Annotated in this window: 10 protein-coding genes; 2 read left to right on the forward strand and 8 right to left on the reverse strand. The window is 66.4% G+C overall.

The features are described 5' to 3' along the window. Window positions 1-2 precede the first annotated feature (2 nt). The 7 genes from ML540_RS11205 to rpmE all read right to left on the reverse strand — a co-directional run bounded on the left by ML540_RS11205 (window position 3) and on the right by rpmE (window position 11,397). Window positions 3-1,472 (reverse strand): fused MFS/spermidine synthase, encoded by a 1,470-nt coding sequence (locus tag ML540_RS11205; RefSeq protein ID WP_243361045.1) that lies wholly within the window; start codon window positions 1,470-1,472, stop codon window positions 3-5. A gap of 117 nt (window positions 1,473-1,589) precedes the next feature. Next, window positions 1,590-2,483, reverse strand: a complete 894-nt coding sequence (gene prmC / locus ML540_RS11210) for a peptide chain release factor N(5)-glutamine methyltransferase (protein WP_243361047.1) — start codon at window positions 2,481-2,483, stop codon at window positions 1,590-1,592. A gap of 47 nt (window positions 2,484-2,530) precedes the next feature. After that, window positions 2,531-6,676 (reverse strand): two-component regulator propeller domain-containing protein, encoded by a 4,146-nt coding sequence (locus tag ML540_RS11215; RefSeq protein WP_243361073.1) that lies wholly within the window; start codon window positions 6,674-6,676, stop codon window positions 2,531-2,533. Between the two features lie 145 nt (window positions 6,677-6,821). Next, on the reverse strand, window positions 6,822-8,606 hold the full coding sequence (locus ML540_RS11220; RefSeq protein ID WP_341482651.1) for a SulP family inorganic anion transporter: 1,785 nt from the start codon (window positions 8,604-8,606) through the stop codon (window positions 6,822-6,824). 306 nt (window positions 8,607-8,912) lie between these two features. Further along, the gene (gene prfA / locus ML540_RS11225; RefSeq protein WP_243361075.1) at window positions 8,913-9,986 is read right to left on the reverse strand and encodes a peptide chain release factor 1; all 1,074 of its coding nucleotides are present in this window, start codon (window positions 9,984-9,986) and stop codon (window positions 8,913-8,915) included. Window positions 9,987-10,000: 14 nt separating this feature from the next. Then, the gene (locus ML540_RS11230; protein WP_423747889.1) at window positions 10,001-10,864 is read right to left on the reverse strand and encodes a DUF1385 domain-containing protein; all 864 of its coding nucleotides are present in this window, start codon (window positions 10,862-10,864) and stop codon (window positions 10,001-10,003) included. 314 nt (window positions 10,865-11,178) lie between these two features. Continuing rightward, a complete protein-coding gene (gene rpmE, locus ML540_RS11235; protein ID WP_243361079.1) occupies window positions 11,179-11,397 on the reverse strand; it encodes a 50S ribosomal protein L31 in 219 nt (72 codons plus the stop codon). Window positions 11,398-11,633: 236 nt separating this feature from the next. Here rpmE and thiC point away from each other — a divergent pair, with 236 nt between their 5' ends. Together thiC and gpmA are read left to right on the forward strand one after the other, a co-directional pair. Then, window positions 11,634-12,938: a phosphomethylpyrimidine synthase ThiC gene (thiC, locus tag ML540_RS11240; RefSeq protein ID WP_243361080.1), complete on the forward strand. Its 1,305-nt coding sequence runs from the start codon at window positions 11,634-11,636 to the stop codon at window positions 12,936-12,938. Window positions 12,939-13,142: 204 nt separating this feature from the next. Continuing rightward, window positions 13,143-13,892 carry a 2,3-diphosphoglycerate-dependent phosphoglycerate mutase gene (gene gpmA / locus ML540_RS11245; RefSeq protein WP_243361082.1) on the forward strand — a complete coding sequence of 250 codons (750 nt, stop codon included), beginning with the start codon at window positions 13,143-13,145 and terminating at the stop codon, window positions 13,890-13,892. 9 nt (window positions 13,893-13,901) lie between these two features. On the opposite strand, the gene ML540_RS11250 is transcribed toward gpmA, so the two are convergent. Beyond that, window positions 13,902-18,071 (reverse strand): hypothetical protein, encoded by a 4,170-nt coding sequence (locus tag ML540_RS11250; RefSeq protein WP_243361084.1) that lies wholly within the window; start codon window positions 18,069-18,071, stop codon window positions 13,902-13,904. Between the last annotated feature and the right edge of the window lie 58 nt (window positions 18,072-18,129).

The raw sequence follows: 18,129 nt of genomic DNA on the forward strand, positions 1-18,129 counted from the left end.
TGTCACCAACCGGTTAGATAGCGTTCTACGGGTGCGAAATCGTCGGACAGGACCAGCGCCCCGGCGGTGTCCGGGGGATCGAGTCTTCTTTCGAGCCTGGCCTGTACGGCCGCGTCGGCGCTGGTCCACTGCCTGGGAGCCGTGTTCTTGAAACAGAACAGCAGGATGTTCTGCGGCTGCGTCTCGGGTGACGCGGTCCAGGCGCGCAGGGAGTGCACCTGCGGGAACACGCTCGCGTATGTGGCGAAGAAGGATTTGTAAAGCCTGGATTTCGGCCCGTCCAGAGCGGCGATGGTATTCACCACCAGTACGCCGTCGTCCTCCAGGGCGTCGTAGAGGCGTCGCACCGTCTCAACCGTGGCCAGATGGAAGGGGATGGATGCTGCCGAATTGAACACGTCCTCCACGATGACGTCGTAGCGCGCGCCGTTGGTATTGAGGAAGGTTCGGGCGTCCTCGTGGAGAATGCGAAGCCGGGGGCTCTCCGGGAGGAAGAAATGGGCCCTGGCCAGCTTCGTGATGCCGGGGTCCAACTCCACCACGTCCACCGTGGCCTGTTCGTGGCGGGCCAGTACATATTTGGGCATGGCGAAGGCCCCGCCCCCCAGTACCAGCACGCGGCGCATGTCCGGCGCTAAGTGCTCGGCCAGGCTGAGGTAGCGGGTATAGTTGAGGGCCAGGGCGTCCGGATCGTCGGGATAGACACCGCCCTGGACGCCTTCGGGGCCTGTGGAGAGGGCCCGCATGGGCCGTCCTGTGCTGAAATCCAGCGAGGGATAGACCAGCACGCGCTGGTAGGGAGTGTCCACGTCCACCATGCCGGACGCCGCCTGGGCGCGATTCTCCACTGCGGCCAGCAGGTACAGGGCGGCGAAGGCCAGTCCGACCGACGCCTTGAGCGGCCATTTCCCGACGTGGCAGAGGATGGATGCCCCGGCCAACACCGCCGCCAGCAAAAACAGGATGGTGACGCTGCCGAAATAAGAGATGAGGAAGAAACCGCCAGCGAAGGTGCCCGCGATGCTGCCCAGGGTGGACAGGGCATAGAGCCTGCCCACGGTGCTGCCGGCCCGGGCGCAGTCGGTCATGCGGATGCGCGCGGCGAAAGGGGCAACCATGCCGAGCAGCGTGGCTGGCGGGGCGAAAAGAAGCGCCACGGCCTGCACCGACCCGAAATGCAGCCCGCTGCCCGACGCCTGGATCATCTCCACCACGAAGGAGCGCGAGAAGCCGATGAGCCCCGTGCAGACCGAGGCTCCCAGGATGACCAGGGACAGGGCTTTGGGCGACGGCCGTCGGTCGGCCAGGCGTCCGCCCCACCAATAGCCCAGGGCCATGGCCGCCAGGATCACCCCGATGATGCTGGTCCAGACCACCGTGGACGTGCCGAGGGCGGGCGCGAGCACCCGCGTGGCGGCAAGCTCGATGACCATCACCACCGCGCCGCAGAGAAAAACCACCAGTTCGAGCATGATCGCCGGCCCTCCCGCGCGGCGGCCTCGCGCCGCGTCCTCGTGGTCCGCCGGACCGTTCAGGAAAGGGAACCGTCATCCAAAGGCGCCCGGGATCGCCTGGACGCGCACACGTTTTCAGGTGCTCCCGGGCTCGCCCGGCTTGCGCCCCAGCACCACCCGGTCGTTTCCGGCCAGGTCGGGCAGCACGGCCACGCCCTCGAACCCGAAAGGGTCCGCCTCCAGCAGGTACTTCACGTCAGGCCCCTGCTTCCACCCTATCTCCAGCATGAGCACGCCGCCGGGGGCCAGGGCCTTCCAGGCGCTCGCCACCACGACCGGGTAGGCTTCCAGGCCGGTGCCCCCCCCGCCCCGGGGCACCAGGGCGGATTTCGGTTCGAAGCCGGACACCTCGGGCGACAGCGCGGCGTATTCCTCCTCGCTCACATAGGGGGGATTGGAGACGATGAGCCCGAACCCGCCCGCCGGGGCATCCAGTCCAGAAAAATCCGCCTCGACGAATTCCAGCCTGTCCTGGACCTCATGGCGGACGGCGTTGGCCCGGGCCACGGCCAGGGCGGCGGGGCTCGCGTCCAGGGCCACGCCCCGCGAGGCGGGGAACTGCGCCGCGAGCGTTACAGCCAGGCAGCCCGAACCCGTGCCCAGGTCGGCGAAGGAGAGCTCGCCCTCCTTGGGGAACAGGCGCAGGGCCTCCTCCACGACCATCTCCGTTTCAGGCCTGGGGATAAGGACGTCCGGCGTCACCTCGAAGGCCATGCTGAAAAACTCGCGCTCGCCCGTGATGTAGGCCACCGGCTCCCCCCTGCCCCGTCGGGCCACCAGGGGGCGCAGGGCGACCAGTTCCTCTTCCCTGAGAGGCCGGTCCATATCCAGGAAAAGGCCCATGCGGTTGGTGCCCAGCCCTTTGGACAGGAGTATCTGGGCCGACAGGCGCGGCGAATCGACGTTCTTGTCGCGCAGATAGGCTTCGGTCTTGAGAAGGATGTCGCGGACGGTTGGCTGCTTGGTCATGATTGCGGGGGGCATATCCCCCTGCCGCGTGGATTCCAAGCCATTTTTCAGGCTTTGGCTTCTCCGCCCCGGCCGAGGTGCTTTTTCAAGGCCGCGAACAGGACGTCGGGCATGATCGGCTTGGTGAGGTAGCCGTCCATTCCGGCCTCCAGACAGCGCTCCCTGTCGCCGGACATGCCGTGCGCCGTCAGGGCCAGGAGGATCATGGGACGTCCGGCGCGCTGCTCCCGGATGGCCCGCGACAGCTCGTACCCGTCCATGACCGGCATCTGCACGTCGAGCAGGGCCACGTCGAAGTCCTCCTCCTCGAGCATGGCCAGGGCCTCATGCCCGCCGGAGGCGGTCTTGGATTCGACACCGGCCATCTTGAGCAGCTCGAAGGTCAGTTCGCGGTTGAGGGCGTTGTCGTCGACGACCAGGGCGCGCACTCCCTCGAGTCCGGAGGAGTCTTCAGCATGGCCCGCGCTGTCCATCGCGCCAGGGCCCACCAGGGCGAAAGGAACGATAAAGACGAAGGTGCTGCCGGACCCGGGTGTGCTCCGGGCGGTTATCCTTCCACCAAGCATCTCCACCAGCTTGGAGACGATGGAAAGCCCCAGTCCGGTGCCGCCGAAACGGCGGGAGGTGGAGGTGTCGGCCTGAACGAAAGGCTTGAAGACACGGCCGAGCTGTTCCGGGGACATGCCGATGCCGGTGTCGCGCACCGTGAAGGTCAGCTCCGTCCGGCCCTGCCCGTCCAGGGTTCCGGAGACTTCGACGGTCACGACCCCGGCGGAGGTGAACTTCACCGCGTTGCCCACCAGGTTGATGAGTATCTGCTCCAGCCGCAGGCCGTCGCCCACCAGGTCCGTGGGGGTGCCTTCGAGAATGTCCACGGAGAATTCCACGCCCTTCTCGCGCGCCTTGGACACGTAGATGTCCGACACCCGATCCAGGATGGTTTGCAGGTCGAACCGGGCCAGGCTCAGCTCCATCTTCCCCGCCTCGATCTTGGAAAGATCCAGGAGGTCGTTGATGACGCCCAGCAGCACGTGGCTGGCCGAGGATATCTTCGCGAGGTACTTGCGCATGTCCTCAGGCGGGTTGCGGCGAAGCGCCAGCTCCGTGAGCCCCAGGACCGCGTTCATGGGCGAGCGTATCTCATGGCTGACGTTGGCCAGGAAGTCGCTCTTGGCCCGGTTGGCAGCCTCGGCCCGCTCGCGCGCGTCGATGAGCTTGAGTTCGAGCACCTTGCGGTCCGAGATGTCCGAAACAAGCCAGAGCACGCACGGCTCGTTGAACACGTCGATCAATGCCGCCGAACACAGCGCATGGGTCTGGCGGCCGTCCCGGGAGATCATGCCCAACTCGCGGTTGAGCACCACCCGGCTGGCCATGACTTCATCGAGCATCATCCTGCGTGCGGAAGTGTCCTGCCAGATGCCCAGTTCGGACCCCGTCCGCCCCAGTATCTCCTCGGCCGGAAAGCCGGTCAGGGAGCAGAACGCGTTGTTGACCTGCAGGATGCGGTTGTCGTGGACGGAAGAGATGGCCACGGCCACGGGGCTGTACTGGAAGATGGCCTGGAAGCTCTGCTGGCTGTCGCGCAGTTCAGCCTCGGCCTTGACGCGTTCCTCGATTTCGACACGCAGCGATGCGGTCTGGCTGGCCACGGTGTCTTCCAGTTCCCTGCGCCGGGCCTTGAGGGCGTTCAAGCGCAGGGAGAACACGGCGTACAGGGACCCCACGGCGGCGAGAACCATCAGGCCCTTGAACCACAGGGTCCTCCAGAAGGGAGGGATCACCGTGACGGCGATCTCGAGCACTTTCTCGTTCCAGTAGCCCTCGTCGTTGCAGGCTTTCACCAGGAAGCGGTACTGGCCCGGGTCGAGGTTGGTGTAGCTGGCCCGGTGCGTGGTCCCGGCGTCCACCCAGCCGGTTTCGAAGCCGTCGAGCATATACGCGTAGCGGTTCTTGTGGGGATTGGTGAAATCCATGGCCGCGAACTCGAAGGTGAGGCTCTGGTCGCTGGGTTTGAGCACCACTGAATACCGGCCCGGCCCGCCGGCAGGTTCGCTGGGATGGTTGTTCACGTACAGGCCGGAGAGAGCCGTCGCGGGCGCGTGCCGGTTGGGCATGACTTCGGAAGGCTGGAAGGCGTTGAGTCCGGAGAAGCTCCCGAAGAACATCTCCCCGTTGGCCCCCTTGTGGAAGGCGTTCATGTAGAATTCCACCCCGGCCAGTCCGTCGCGGCGGGAGTAGTTCCTGATCTCGCCGGTGGCGGGATCGAGGCGCGATATGCCCTTGAAGGTGCTCATCCAGAGCAGGCCCTTGGCGTCCATGGCCAAGCCCTGGATACCGTCGTCGGCCAGCCCGTCCCGCTCGAGGTAGCGCCTGCATGTTCCGCTGGCGGGATCGAAGCGGTTCAGGCCGTTGTCCGTTCCCACCCAGAGCGCTCCGGAGGGGTCCTCCAGGATGGGCGTGACCCGGTCGTTGGAGAGGCTTTCCGGATTCTTGGGGTTGTGCCGCCAGCAGGTGAATGTCTGGGTGGCTGGATCGAAGCGGTTCAGGCCCGCGTTGGTGCCGATCCAGAGCGCCCCGTCGCGGGTCTGCATGACGTGGCGGACGCGGTCATGGCTCAGGCTGGACGGATTCTTGGGATCATTCAGGTACCGCTTGACCTTGCCCGTGTCCGGATCGATGCGGTTGAGGCCGCCCTTGCTCGTTCCGGCCCAGACGATGCCGGAGGAGTCCTCGAACAGCCACCAGATCTTGTCCTGGCTCAGGGTCTCGGGGTTGGCCGGGTCGTGCCGGAAGTGGGAAAACTTGCCCGTGGCCCTGTCCAGGATGCTTATGCCGTTCTCCACCGTGCCGACCCAGATGCGTCCTTTGGAGTCCTCCATGACGCAGTTGACCTGGTTCTCTCCCAGGCTGGACGGATTCGCGGGGTCATTGCGGAAATGCTGGGCGAGCTTTCGGTCGCGGCCGAGTCTGGCCAGTCCCTCATAGCGCAGGCCCACCCACAGGCTTCCGTCCCGCCCCAGCCACACGGCGCTCACTTCCTTGCCGGGCAGGCTGCCGGCGTCGCCCGGGATGTGCCGGTACGATGCGAACCAGCGCGATCCCGTGACCAGCTTGTTGAGCCCGCCGGAATAGGTGCCCGCCCACAGGATGCCCGACCGGTCCTCGAGCAGGGAGATCACATCGTCCTGGCTGATGGAGTCGGGGTCGTAGGGATTGTGGCCGAAGAGCTCGAACCGCCTCCCGGAGCCGTTCTCCATGAGCCGGCCCACCCCCTTGCTGGTGGCGGCCCAGACGGCCCCCCATTTGTCTCGCGCCAGCCTGAAGACTCCCACTCCAGGCAGATGCTGCTCGAACGCCCCCGTGGACAAGTCCAGCCTGAAGAGCCCGATGACGTCGCTGACGATCCAGAGGATGTTGTTGCCTTCAGGGAATATCTGGCTGATCTGGGCGTTCGCCAGGATTTTGGACAGCTTCTCGTCAACGATGGAAACCAGCGCCCCCTTGGCCTGGTCCAGGCGGTAGACCACCCTGTGCGACGCGGCCCACACCTGCCCCAGCTCGTCCTCGGCGATGGCCATGATTTCGCCCCCGGCCTTGCCCTGGGCGACGGGGACCAGGCGGAAGGATCCGGTGCTCTTCTGGAATTCGGCCAGTCCAGCCGCGGTGGCCACCCGGATGACGCCCCGGCTGTCCTGATGGATGGCGTGGACCTCGTTGCTGGGAATGCCCGACTGATTGGAGGGGTCGTGGGTGTAGCTGACGAAGGAGTCGGTGGCGCGGTCGTAGCGGCAGAGGCCGCCGCTCCTGGTGCCCACCCAGAGGGTCCCCGCGTCGTCCACGGTCAGAGCACGGATGTTGCTGTCAGGGAGCGATCCGGGACTGTCCTGGCCGCCCGGATACACCTTGAAGGTGTATCCGTCGTAGCGGTTGAGGCCCGAGTAGGTTCCTATCCAGAGAAAACCCTCGCGATCCTGGGCCAGGCAGACGGCGGAGGACTGGGAAAGTCCGTCCTCCACCCCGAAATGCTGGAATCTGGGAATGAAGCGGGATTCGGCAAGCCCGTTTCCGGGCAGGATGAGAAGCGCCAGCGCGAGCAGGAGCCAACCCGCAGCCTGCCGGAAGAGCTGGGGCCGCGAAAACGGGTAGCGGGTCGGAAAGGCTGATCTGCAAAACTGCAATGTCGTCCCCATGCTCCGGAATGTTCCCTAAGAAACCAGACCATTGCATGTGCCGTACACGATGTAAAGCCTCGCCCGCCCCAGCGCGGGGCGCCGGGGACGAATTCCTCATCGGAGGACGTGGCCCAGGCCCCGCGCGCACACCTGCCGCAAATCCCTACGCCTGTGCCGCAGGACCATCCTTGCGTGCGTCGTAACGCCCCTTGTAGGACGCGATCAACAATGCCTCGGCGACGGAATCCACCATATGATCCCATCCAATCAGGACGTCGGTTCCGAAACGCTGCAACGTCGCCTTGAAATGATCCCTGTCTCCGGCGAGATAGAGTTCGATTCCTCGTGACTTGCATTTCTTCACAAAGCCTTCGAGAGCATTGACGCCCGTAGAATCGATTGTTTGCGCATGGGACACGTCCAATATGAACACCCTGGGCTTCCCTGAAACCACGTCCAGGATGTCCTGGAAGCGGTCCGCGATGCCGAAGAAGAAGGGACCGTCGATCTCGTAGACCTGGATTCCTTCCTCCAAGAGGGACTGTCCGGTGGGCAGGGGGCAGGACTCCTTGGAATAGGCCGCGTCCTCTCCGCCGGCGGAGATGTCGGCCATGCGGACCCGTTCATCCAGGTTGTCGCTCTGCGGCAGACTGCAGGAGCAGATCTCGGTCATCTCGCTCATGCGCCGCATGAACAAAAGCGCCGCCAGGAGCACGCCCACGTAGACCGCCACGGTCAGGTCGATGAGCACCGTCAGGGCGAAGGTAGTCACCAGCACGGCCACGTCGGAGCGCGGCGCACGCAGCAGCCTTGCGAACTTGCGGTATTCGCTCATGTCGTAGGCCACAACCAGGAGCACCGCCGCCAGGCTGGACAGCGGAATGGCCGAGGCAACGGGCGCGGCGGCTAGCACGAACACCACCAGGACCACGGCGTGGATGCATCCGGCAACGGGCGACACCGCCCCGGACTTGATGCTGGTCACGGTGCGGGCCACGGCCCCTGTGGCGGGGATGCCGCCGAACAGCACCGAGGCGATGTTGGCCGTGCCCTGGGCCAGAAGCTCCATGGAGGAGTCGTGCCGGTCGCCGGTCATGCCGTCGGACACCACGCAGCACAAGAGCGATTCGATACCGGCCAGCAGGGCGATGGTCATGGCGTCCGGCATCAAAGCCCTGAGCGAGGCCCAGTCCAGGGAAGGCACTACCAGGGACGGCAGCTCGCTCGGGATGCCCCCGAAGCGCGTGCCGATGGTCTCCACCGGCAGGTTGAAGGCTGCGGCCGTCACCGCGCCCACGGCCACGCCGAACACAGGGGCCGGTATCCTGGGGAAGAAGCGCCGGGCCAGCAGGATGGCTCCGAGCGAAATGAAACCGATGCCCGCCGTCGAGAGGTCGATCGAGCCCAGCGAGGAGGCCAACAGGGCCACCTTGGGCACGAACTCGGCCGGGACGTGCTCCAACTTGAGGCCCAGGAAATCAGTCAGCTGGCTGAAGAAGATGAGCACGGCGATGCCGCTGGTGAAGCCCGTGGTCACGGGATAGGGGATGAACTTGATGAGCTTGCCGAGCTTGGCCAGCCCCATGACCAGAAGGATGGCGCCGGCCATGAGCGTGGTCAGCACCAGCCCCTGGTATCCGTGCCTGTCCACCACGCCCGCGATGATGACCACGAACGCGCCGGTCGGCCCGCCCACCGCGAAGCGAGAGCCGCCCAGGAACGAAATGAGGAAACCGGCGACGATGGCCGTGAATAGACCCTTTTCCGGCCCCACGTGGGAGGCGATGGCGAAGGCCATGGCCAGGGGCAGGGCCACCACGCCCACGGTGAGTCCGGCCAAAAGGTCTTTCGAGACATCCTGGGCGGAAAGCCCCCTGCGTAAAACCTTGAACAATTTCGGTACGGGCCAAGCAAACTTCTCGCGCCCGCCAGTCATGCTGCGTTCCAAAACCACCCCTCCCAGGAGTCAAAAAATTCAAAAATAGTTCAATAATTTCAAGCAATTATTTGAACATAACAAAAACTTACGAAATGCGGTTCGCAGCCTACTCTCTTTTTACAAGGTTGCAAGTGGCGAGTAGAGGGGGGAGCCCGGCAGGAACAGGGGGAGTGGAGGGGGGGCTGGGATCGAACGGCTGGGTGATCCGCCATGGCCGACGGAACAAGCCAAAGGGGTGCGACGCGGCCGCAAAAAGAAAAGGCCCGGGCGAAGCCGGGCCTTGAAGCCGATGCAAAGAGGGATGAACAACCGGGATCAGGCCATGTCGGCCTGGGCCTTCAAGGCCTCGGTCTGGTAGTGGTTGGTGAGGGCGTCCATCATGTCCTCGATGTCGCCGTCCATGATCTTGTCCAGGTTGTGCAGGGTGAAGTTGATGCGGTGGTCGGTCATGCGGCCCTGGGGAAAGTTGTAGGTGCGGATGCGCTCGGAGCGGTCGCCCGAGCCCACCTGCTGGCGGCGGTTGGCCTCCACCTCCTGGCGCTGCTTTTCCTGCTCCTGCTGCAGGAGCCTGGAGAGGAGCACCTTCATGGCCTTGGCCTTGTTCTTGTGCTGGCTCTTCTCGTCCTGGCAGATGACCACAAGCCCCGAGGGGATGTGGGTGATGCGCACGGCCGAGTCCGTGGTGTTCACGCTCTGGCCGCCGGGACCGCCGGAGCGGTACACGTCGATGCGCAGGTCGTTGGGATCCAGGTGCACGTCCACCTCGTCGGCCTCGGGCAGCACGGCCACGGTGGCGGCCGAGGTGTGGATGCGGCCCTGGGATTCGGTGGCGGGCACGCGCTGCACCCGGTGGGTGCCGGACTCGTACTTCAGGCGGCTGTAGACCTTTTCCCCAGCTATGCTGACGATGATTTCCTTGTAGCCGCCGGTGTCGGAGGGCGATTCGCTCATCACCTCCATCTTCCAGCGGTGGCGCTCTGCGTAGCGCATGTACATGCGGAACAGGTCGGAAGCGAACAGGGCAGCTTCCTCGCCACCGGTGCCCGCGCGGATTTCCAGGAGGATGTTCTTGTCGTCCAGGGGGTCCTTGGGCAGCAGAAGGATCTTGAGCTCGTCCTCGAGGCGGGGAAGCTCCTCCTGGGCGGTGGCGATCTCCGCCTTGGCCATCTCGCGCATCTCGGGGTCGGAATCCTCCAGGAGGATCTTGTTCTCCTCCAGGTCTTCCTTGAGCTTCTTGTACTTGCGGTAGACGGCCACCACCTCGCCCAGGTCCGAGTGGGCCTTGGTGAGCTTGCGGTAGCGCTCCTGGTCGGACAGGGCCTCGGGGGAGGACAGTTCCTTCTCCAGTTCCAGGAACCGGCTTTCGATGCTTTCGAGCTTGGCGAACATGGCTGTGCTTCCGGTTACTTCTGGCCGAGAGCGCCCTTGAGGGCGGCAATGGCCACCTCGATCTGGGCGTCGTCGGGTTCGTGCGTGGTGAGCATCTGCATGGCCATGCCCGGACAGGACAGGGCCTTGCAAAGGATGTTCTTATGGAACTTCCCGGAAAATTTGATGATCTCGTAGGAGATGGCGCTGATCGGCACCATGAGCAGGAACTTCACCGTGATGATGTAGACCTGCTTGAGCACGGCGTGCTGCGGAGCCCAGGTCTGCAGCAGAAGCGGCACAAGGAAGGTGTAGAGCACGATGGACACGCCCAGCACGAAGAGCAGGAACGTGGTGCCGCAGCGCGGATGCAGGCGGGAGAAGTCCCGAACGGCCTCGGGCGAAAGCTCGATCTTGTTCTCGTGCGCCCAGATCACCTTGTGCTCTGCCCCATGGTACTGGAACACGCGCCGGATGTCCGGGATGAAGGAGATGGCCGCGATGTAGCCCACGAACATCAGTAGTTTGAAAAGCCCGTCCCACATATGGAAGGAAAGCGCCTCGGCCCCGCCCGAGAGCCCGAGCCAGTTCATGGCCAGCGAGAAGACGTGGGGGGCCACCACGAACAAGAGCAGGGCGAACCCGATGGCCGAGGCCATGGTCAGGGCCATGGCCCAGGGCGAGATCTCGCCCTCCTCCTCGTCCAGGGACTGCTGCGCGGAGAAATTGAGGGCCTTGATGCCGTTGACCAGGGTCTCGAGCAGAATGGGGAACCCGCGCAGGAAGGGTTTTTTCAGCCACTTGGAGCGCGCAAGGGTGAACCAGGGGCGAGTCTCAACGAAGATCTCGCCGCTTGGCTTGCGCACGGCAATGGCGAGGCAGTCCTTGGAGCGGATCATCACCCCTTCCATGACGGCCTGCCCGCCGACGGTTTCGTTTGCGCCGAGCGCTCCGGATATGGGCATAATGGTAAGAAAAAGCGGCGCCCGGGGCGCCGCTTCACGCTTATGGGCCGCAAGCCCCGTCCCCGTGCGCCGCGAAGGCGCAACGGGAATGTTGCAAGCCGGAACCACGAGTTTCGTTGGATGGAAAAGCCGGAAAGACTTTTCCACGCGGCCTCGCAAATGTCGTCCGCCGGGGCTTTTGCAAGCATGCCCGGCCCAATGCGAAGAACTGCCGGAAGGACCGGTTGGTCCTTCCCGGAAAGGGCTTGTTAGGCCTTCTTTTCCTCGAACTTGGCGTACTTCTTGCGGAAGCGGTCGATACGGCCAGCGGTGTCCACGAAGCGCTGCTTCCCGGTGTAGAAGGGGTGGCAGTTGGAGCAGATTTCCACGCTCACGGTTTCACCCTTGGTGGACAGGACTTCGGCCTGGTATCCGCAGTTGCAGACGACCTTCGCCTTGAACGTCTTGGGATGGATGTCGGTCTTCATCAAAAGCTCCTTGATCAAATCGAAGACGGGCTCTATACACCGTGACCCAGCAGGTGGCAAGCGAAATCAGGGCCTTTTCCGCAGTGAAGGTCCGTGCTAGCTACCGGGCCCAGAAAGAAACCGTCCGCGGGGACTTACCGTCCCCCGCATGGTTATGATAGAGTAACAATCCACTCGGGAGACGGCAACCCGGCCCGGGTCTCCCCCGTATCCAAGCCAACCCCATCGAGGTCCGCATGTCTCTTACAGACAAGAACACCATTGTTTCCAAGTACCTGTCCAGTCACGGCGATACTCTCGCCACCCACGAACACCTCGGCCTGGAGGCCATCCGCGCCGGGCTCGACGCCGGACGCATGGCCCTTCTGGCCAACCCGTCCCATAAGAATGTGTCGCCCACCCTCATCGGTCAACCCGGCCGCGTGAAGGTGAACGCCAACATCGGCACCTCCCCCATGATCAACAATGTGGAGATGGAGATCCAGAAGCTGAAGCTGGCCGAAAAGGCCGGAGCCCACACCGTGATGGACCTCTCCACCGCCGGTGACCTGGACGAGGTGCGGGTGCGCATCCTGGAAGCCTCCCCCCTGCCGCTGGGTACCGTGCCGCTCTACTCCGTGGCCCAGCCCTACGTTGCCCGCGGGCAGGACCCCAGCGACTTCACCGTCGACGAGCTCTTCGAGGAGATCGAGAAGGAAGCCGAACAGGGCGTGGACTTCATGACCCTGCACTGCGGCGTCACCGCGCGCGGGGCCTCCCTCGCCTCCGACGGGCGGCGCATCCTGGGCATCGTGTCGCGCGGCGGAGCGCTCCTGGCCCGCTGGATGAAGCGGCGCAACGTGGAGAACCCACTGCTGGAGAACTATGACCGGCTGCTGAAAATCTGCCTCAAGCACAACGTGACCATAAGCCTGGGCGACGGCCTGCGCCCCGGCGCGGGAGCCGACGCCGGCGACGCCGCCCAGTGGGAGGAAGTCTCGGTGCTGGGCGACCTGGCCAAGCGCGCCGTGGAATACGGCGTGCAGATCATGATCGAAGGCCCCGGCCACGTGCCCCTGCACCTGGTGCAGAGCCAAATCCAGGGCATCAAGCGTCTGACCAACAACGCCCCGCTCTACGTGCTCGGGCCCCTGACCACCGACGCCGCCGCCGGGTACGACCACATCGCCGGAGCCATCGGCGGAGCCCAGGCCGCCTACTTCGGCGCTGACTTCCTGTGCTACCTCACCCCGGCCGAGCACGTCACCCTGCCCGGCCCCGAGGACGTCTGGGACGGCGTGAAGGCCAGCCTCATCGCCGCCCAGAGCGCCGAGACCGCCCTTGGCCGCCCCTGGGCGGTCGAGCGCGACCTGAACATCTCCAAGGCCCGAGCCGCCCTGGACTGGGAGGCCATGGCCGACAACGCCCTGGACCCCTACACCCTGCGCAAGCGCCGCCAGGACTTCCACAAGGAGAAGGAGTGCGCCATGTGCGGCTCCTTCTGCGCCATCCGCATGCTGGAAGGCGTTGAAGACGCCATGATCTGCGGCAAGAAGTCCTAGCGCGCGGGCCGTTCTGACGACGGCTCCGACCACGACGCCATGGCCGCCCGGGAAAGAGACGATCTTTCCCGGGCGGTTTTCTTTGGCCCAAGGGCGTGTTATCGGCAAAAGGCATTCCACGGCCCGGCCATCGGCGCGAACCGGTGGGCGACCGCTTCCCCTGACAGCCAATCCCGGCCTGGGGCCGGGCAAAGGAGACACGCCATGCATACGCTCGTGCTCGTGCGCCACGGCCAGAGCCAGTGGAACCTGGAGAACCGCTTCACCGGATGGACCGACGTCTCCCTCTCCCCCCTGGGCGAGCAGGAGGCCATGGCCGGGGCCAAGGCCATGATGGACGCTGGCTACGGCTTCGACCTGTGCTTCACCTCCTACCTCAAGCGCGCGGTCAAGACCCTGGACATCGTCCTGGAGGCCATGGACCTCATGTGGCTGCCGGTCGAGAAATCCTGGAGGCTCAACGAGCGCCACTACGGGGCGCTGCAGGGGCTCAACAAGGCGGAGATGACGAGTAAGTTCGGCGAGGAGCAGGTGTTCATATGGCGCCGCAGCTACGACGTGCGCCCGCCCGCCCTGGAGCACGACGACCCGCGCCATCCGCGCTTCGATCCGCGCTACGCGGCGCTCGCCCCGGACGAACTTCCGGCGGTGGAATGCCTGAAGGACACCGTGGCCCGGGTCATGCCCTACTGGCACGACACCCTGGCCCCGGCGGTGAAATCGGGCCGGCGGGTGCTGGTGGCGGCCCACGGCAACTCGCTTCGGGCCCTGGTGAAATACCTGGACGGCGTAAGCGACGAGGCCATCGCGGGGCTCAACATCCCCACGGGCGTGCCCCTGGTGTACGAGCTCGGCGACGACTTGAGGCCCATCCGGCACTTTTACCTGGGCGACCCGGAAGAGATCGCCCGCCAGATCGAGGCCGTGGCCAACCAGGCCAAGGCCAAGGCCTAACCCGGCGGGCTAGGCCTTGCGGTCCGCCTTGGGAGGAGCCTCCTCGGGGGAAACACCCTTCGGGGAAGCTTCAGGCGCGGCCTGATCCTCCGCCTGTTCCGGAGACTGCCGTGATTCGTCCGCCTGTGGCGCAGGCTCCAGCCCTGCGCGCAGCACGGGCTTTTCCGGTGCCTCCTCGCCCCGCTTTCCGGGCTTGCGCTCGGCCTTCCGCCACGCGCCCCCATCCGTGAACGAATCCCACCCCCAGCGCAGCCACTTGATGAGCGACAGGGCCATCCACAAGGACCACGCCAGCATCACCCCGCGATACCACCACAACGACACCGACCAGACCTGGGTCGAGGGCAGCACCGCGCCCACGCGGTCGAAGTACCAGCGCAGCATGGAGTCCGTGGAGCCGTTTCCGGCGATCTTCATGGAGGGCATGCCCAGAAGCCCGGTGCGGATGGCCTCGAACAGGCAGGACAGGCCCGCAAGCGTCAGGATCACCAGACAGACCTGCACGGCGTTGAAAGCGACCCGGCCAGACGCCGAATGACGACGGCGCAGCCCCAGGGCGATCAGCCACAGGACCGCCCCCAGGGACGCGCCCATGTCCACCTGGGTCAGGCCCAGGCCCAGCAGGAACCACTGCCTGCGGCGAAGCGGCGTCCCGGGCAGGAACCCCAGCCCCACGGCGGCCACGGCCACGGCCATGACCGCTCCCCAGATGAGAACGGCCGGAGCCATGGGGGTGTCCCCGTGCACCCGGAGAATCCAGCGGTCCCGGGGCATCTCAACGCTCACCGAGGCGTTGACGGCCGGATGGCCCAGGTCCACCTCCGGGGTTTCCACCTCTCCAAGCGACGGGCGGGGCTGCTTCCAGCCCAGATGGATGTCCTGCCTGCCGGGCGGCAGGGCCAGTCCGATCTCACCCGGATTCCCGCCGGACCAGGGGGCGGGCTTGCCGCCCACGGCCACCCCGGTGATTTCCGCCGTAAGGGGCACCTTGAACACGTGGCGCCCCCCGAGGGCTGAGCGCAGACGCACGTCTAGCGCGGCCGCGTCCACACGCTCGCCCGGGATCAGGCGAAGCGTCGCGGAATCGATGGTCAGGCTCTCTCCCGGAGCCGGAGCGGGCCGCGACACCGCTATGACCGCCTTCTCGCCCGGCCACGGCCGCCACAGGGGGGACCAGCGCCCGGCCTCGTCCAGGCTCGCGGACACCGGGATGCCGGACAGCGAGCAGTCCCACACGGGCGAGGCGGTGAGCCGCCACGTCTCAACCCAGGCGGTTCCCCACGGAGCGGTGAGTTCCAGTTCCGGGGCGATCTCCAGCCGGGAACGCCAGCTCGTCTGGCTCTGGCCTGCGGCCAGGGAGACCACGGCCTTGCCGTCCTCCACGCGCACGTCCTGGTCCAGGACGGACTCGCCCGGCAGGAGCGGCACCTGGACCACCACGGGCTCGCCGGAGCGGGACAGCCTGCGCACCGTGGTCACTGCGCTCCATTCCAGCCCGAGCTCCAGGACGCGGTCCACGGCCAGAAACGTCGGGATCACCGCCGTCACGAGCGGCTTGCCGCCCTGCCCGGGGTCTTCCCGACGCGAGAACCGCAGCCCGCCCTCGAAGGTGCCGTCCGGGCCGACGCCCAACACGCTGAATCCCGGTGCATCCACCGATACCGAACGCGGAGCGAATGCCGCCCCTATACTGAAGGACACTCCCGGCGGGGCCGCGCCGGTCACCACGACCGCATGGGCTCCCGGCTCCAGCAGCACGCCCAGGCCGCCCTCGGAGGCCAGCACCGGGGCGGGCTTTCCGTCCACGCTTACGGACTGGGGCCGCCAGCCGTCGCTCACCACGGGCAGGGGCAGCACCAGACGCGCCGCTGCCCCGGTGGCGAGTGTCAGGCGCAGGCTTTTGGCGTCCAGGGACACGGCCAGGGAGGACACCCCGGCGCACGCGGGGAAGCACTCCGCCGGTGCGGTCAGGCGGGCGCGCAGCTCGTCCAGCACCTCCTTGGGCGGGACCGCGCCCGTGGCGGGCCCGGCAAGGGACGGCCCGGCAAAGGCCAGCACGAGCGCCACTGCGGCCGCCGCGCCCGTGGCCGCCTTGCCCGGCGGGTGCCAGCTCTTCCTGGCCAGCAGCACCAGAGCGCCGAGAAAAAGCACCACCCTGATGAAACACAGAATCGAAAACAGTGGCGGCCCCACCAGGATCATGCGCAACGTCTGGGAGGGCTCCACCGGGCCGTTCCAGCGGAGCGAGACCGAACGCCACGCCCAGGCGGGGATGCCCGGCCCGGTCTGCACCAGGCTTTTGGGGTCCTGCTCCAAGGAGGACGCAACGCCTTTCGACAGGAGCTGAGGCGCGTCCTTCCTGGCCTTCTCGCGCGCCAACGTGGTGGCGGCGGGCGACGGGACGGCCTGGGGCTGGGCCGGTTCCTGCGCGGGAGTGGACATGTCCTGGAAGAGCCCGGAGTGCAGGTCCTCCAGTTGCGGATAGACTCCGCTTCGTATCTGCCCGATCAGAAAAGGCAGCGCAGCCAGGATCAGGCTGACCGCCGCAGCCGCGGAAAACAGGCTGGCCAAGCGCAGGGCCTTCCGCCAGGAGTCCGGAGCGCCGGGGCGTTCCAGCGCCTTCATGACGCCAAGCCCTGCCAGAAGCACCAGCCACAGCTCGATCGGCGCGCCCGGCTCGTGCTGGGCCAGCACCAGGTAGGCCAGCAGGACTAGGGCTGCCGCCACGCCCCTGAGCTTCCAGGCTCCGGCCACCATGAGCAGGGTCAGGAAGATGTTCAGGAGGTCCCAGCGGCTCACCCAGGTCTGGCTCGCCGAGGCGGGGCCTTCCACGTGGGCCAGCCTCCAACCCGGCGGCAGCCTGACGTCCACCGCGAGCGACGAGGCCCCGGCCCGCCAGCCCGAGGCGGGAAGATCGGCTTGCGCGTCCGGATAGCGCGATTCGGCCGTCAGATTCACCGCCGAGTCGCGGATCTCAATGCCGCGAAGTTCCTTGTCCAGCAGCACCACCGGCAGGTCCTTGCCCGCCAGGGTGGCCCGGCCCAGCTCTCCGGGCGGGGTCATGGCCAGGGACCAGCCGCGCCGCACCGTGCCCGTCAGGATGTCGCGCGCGGTGATTCCCTTGCCGTCGAAATCCAGCCACAGGATGCGTTTGACGCCAAGCTCGTCGCCTTTCGGGCGAGCCTCGCCGCGCCTGATGACATCCAGGGACAGGGTCGTCCCCTCCTCGGCCAGGAAGGCCGGGAACTTTTTCCAGGCATCGGGCAGGTCTGTGGTCTGAGGATCGACGGAGGCCATGCCCTTGGGTTGCACGTCGCGCAACCCGGGGTCGGCGGCGAAGGCCCAGACCTCCCGGCCGAAGGGCGTTCTCACCGGCCCCAGGGCCTGGGCCTGCTCCCGGTAGCGGCCGGATATCTCGATGTCGTAGCGCCCGGCCCCGGCCTGGACCAGCACGCGCCCGCCCGGGCCGAAGCCCACGGGAACGGGCGCGCTCACGGACATGGGCTCGGTGCCCGGGGGCAGCAGTCCGTCCAGCACCACGGTCCTGGCCCGGCCGGAAACGTCCAGGCGCGCCAGGGTGGTCACGGTGAGGGGCACGCCGTCGCGCACGAGCCGGAACACCTTGGTCTGGACCGAATCCTCGGGCGCAGCCCGCTCCTCCCGGCCGGAGATGTCCAGGCTCCCACCAGCGTCCAGCTTGGGCAGCGCCACCGGCACGCCGTCGATCTTGAGTTCCACCACGCCGGTGAGCGGCGACACGGCCAGGCTCTGGGGCCTGCGTTTCCAGGGCAGCACCCCGGTCAGAACATGCTCGCCCGGAGTGAGGCGAACGCCCGGCACGCCGGACTGATCGACCACGGCCACGCCCCGTCCGTCCGCCTTGACCTGTGCGGGCCAGAGGCCGGGAGCGGCCGGGAGCGGCACCGTGGACTCGGCGAACACGCGCCAGGTCATGGAGAACGACGCTCCATCGGAGTCCACCGACAGGGCCAGCCGGGTGGGAAACAGGCAACGCCTCTGGGCCGGGTCAGTGGCCAGGGGCGGGCACTGGGACTGCTCAAGGCCGTAGAGGACCCAGCCTTCCCACGGTTTCAGGTCATCGGGAAGCCAGGGGCGGTCCTGAGCGAGGCAGGGCGCCGCAAAAAGCGCCAGGAGGATGCATGCGGCCACGGATCGCATAGGGGCTCCTTTGTCGACGGCGGAAAGTGATCGTGCTATACTTCACTTTGTTCGACTT

The sequence above is a fragment of the Fundidesulfovibrio terrae genome (genome assembly GCF_022808915.1).
GTDB classification, from domain to species: domain Bacteria; phylum Desulfobacterota; class Desulfovibrionia; order Desulfovibrionales; family Desulfovibrionaceae; genus Fundidesulfovibrio; species Fundidesulfovibrio terrae.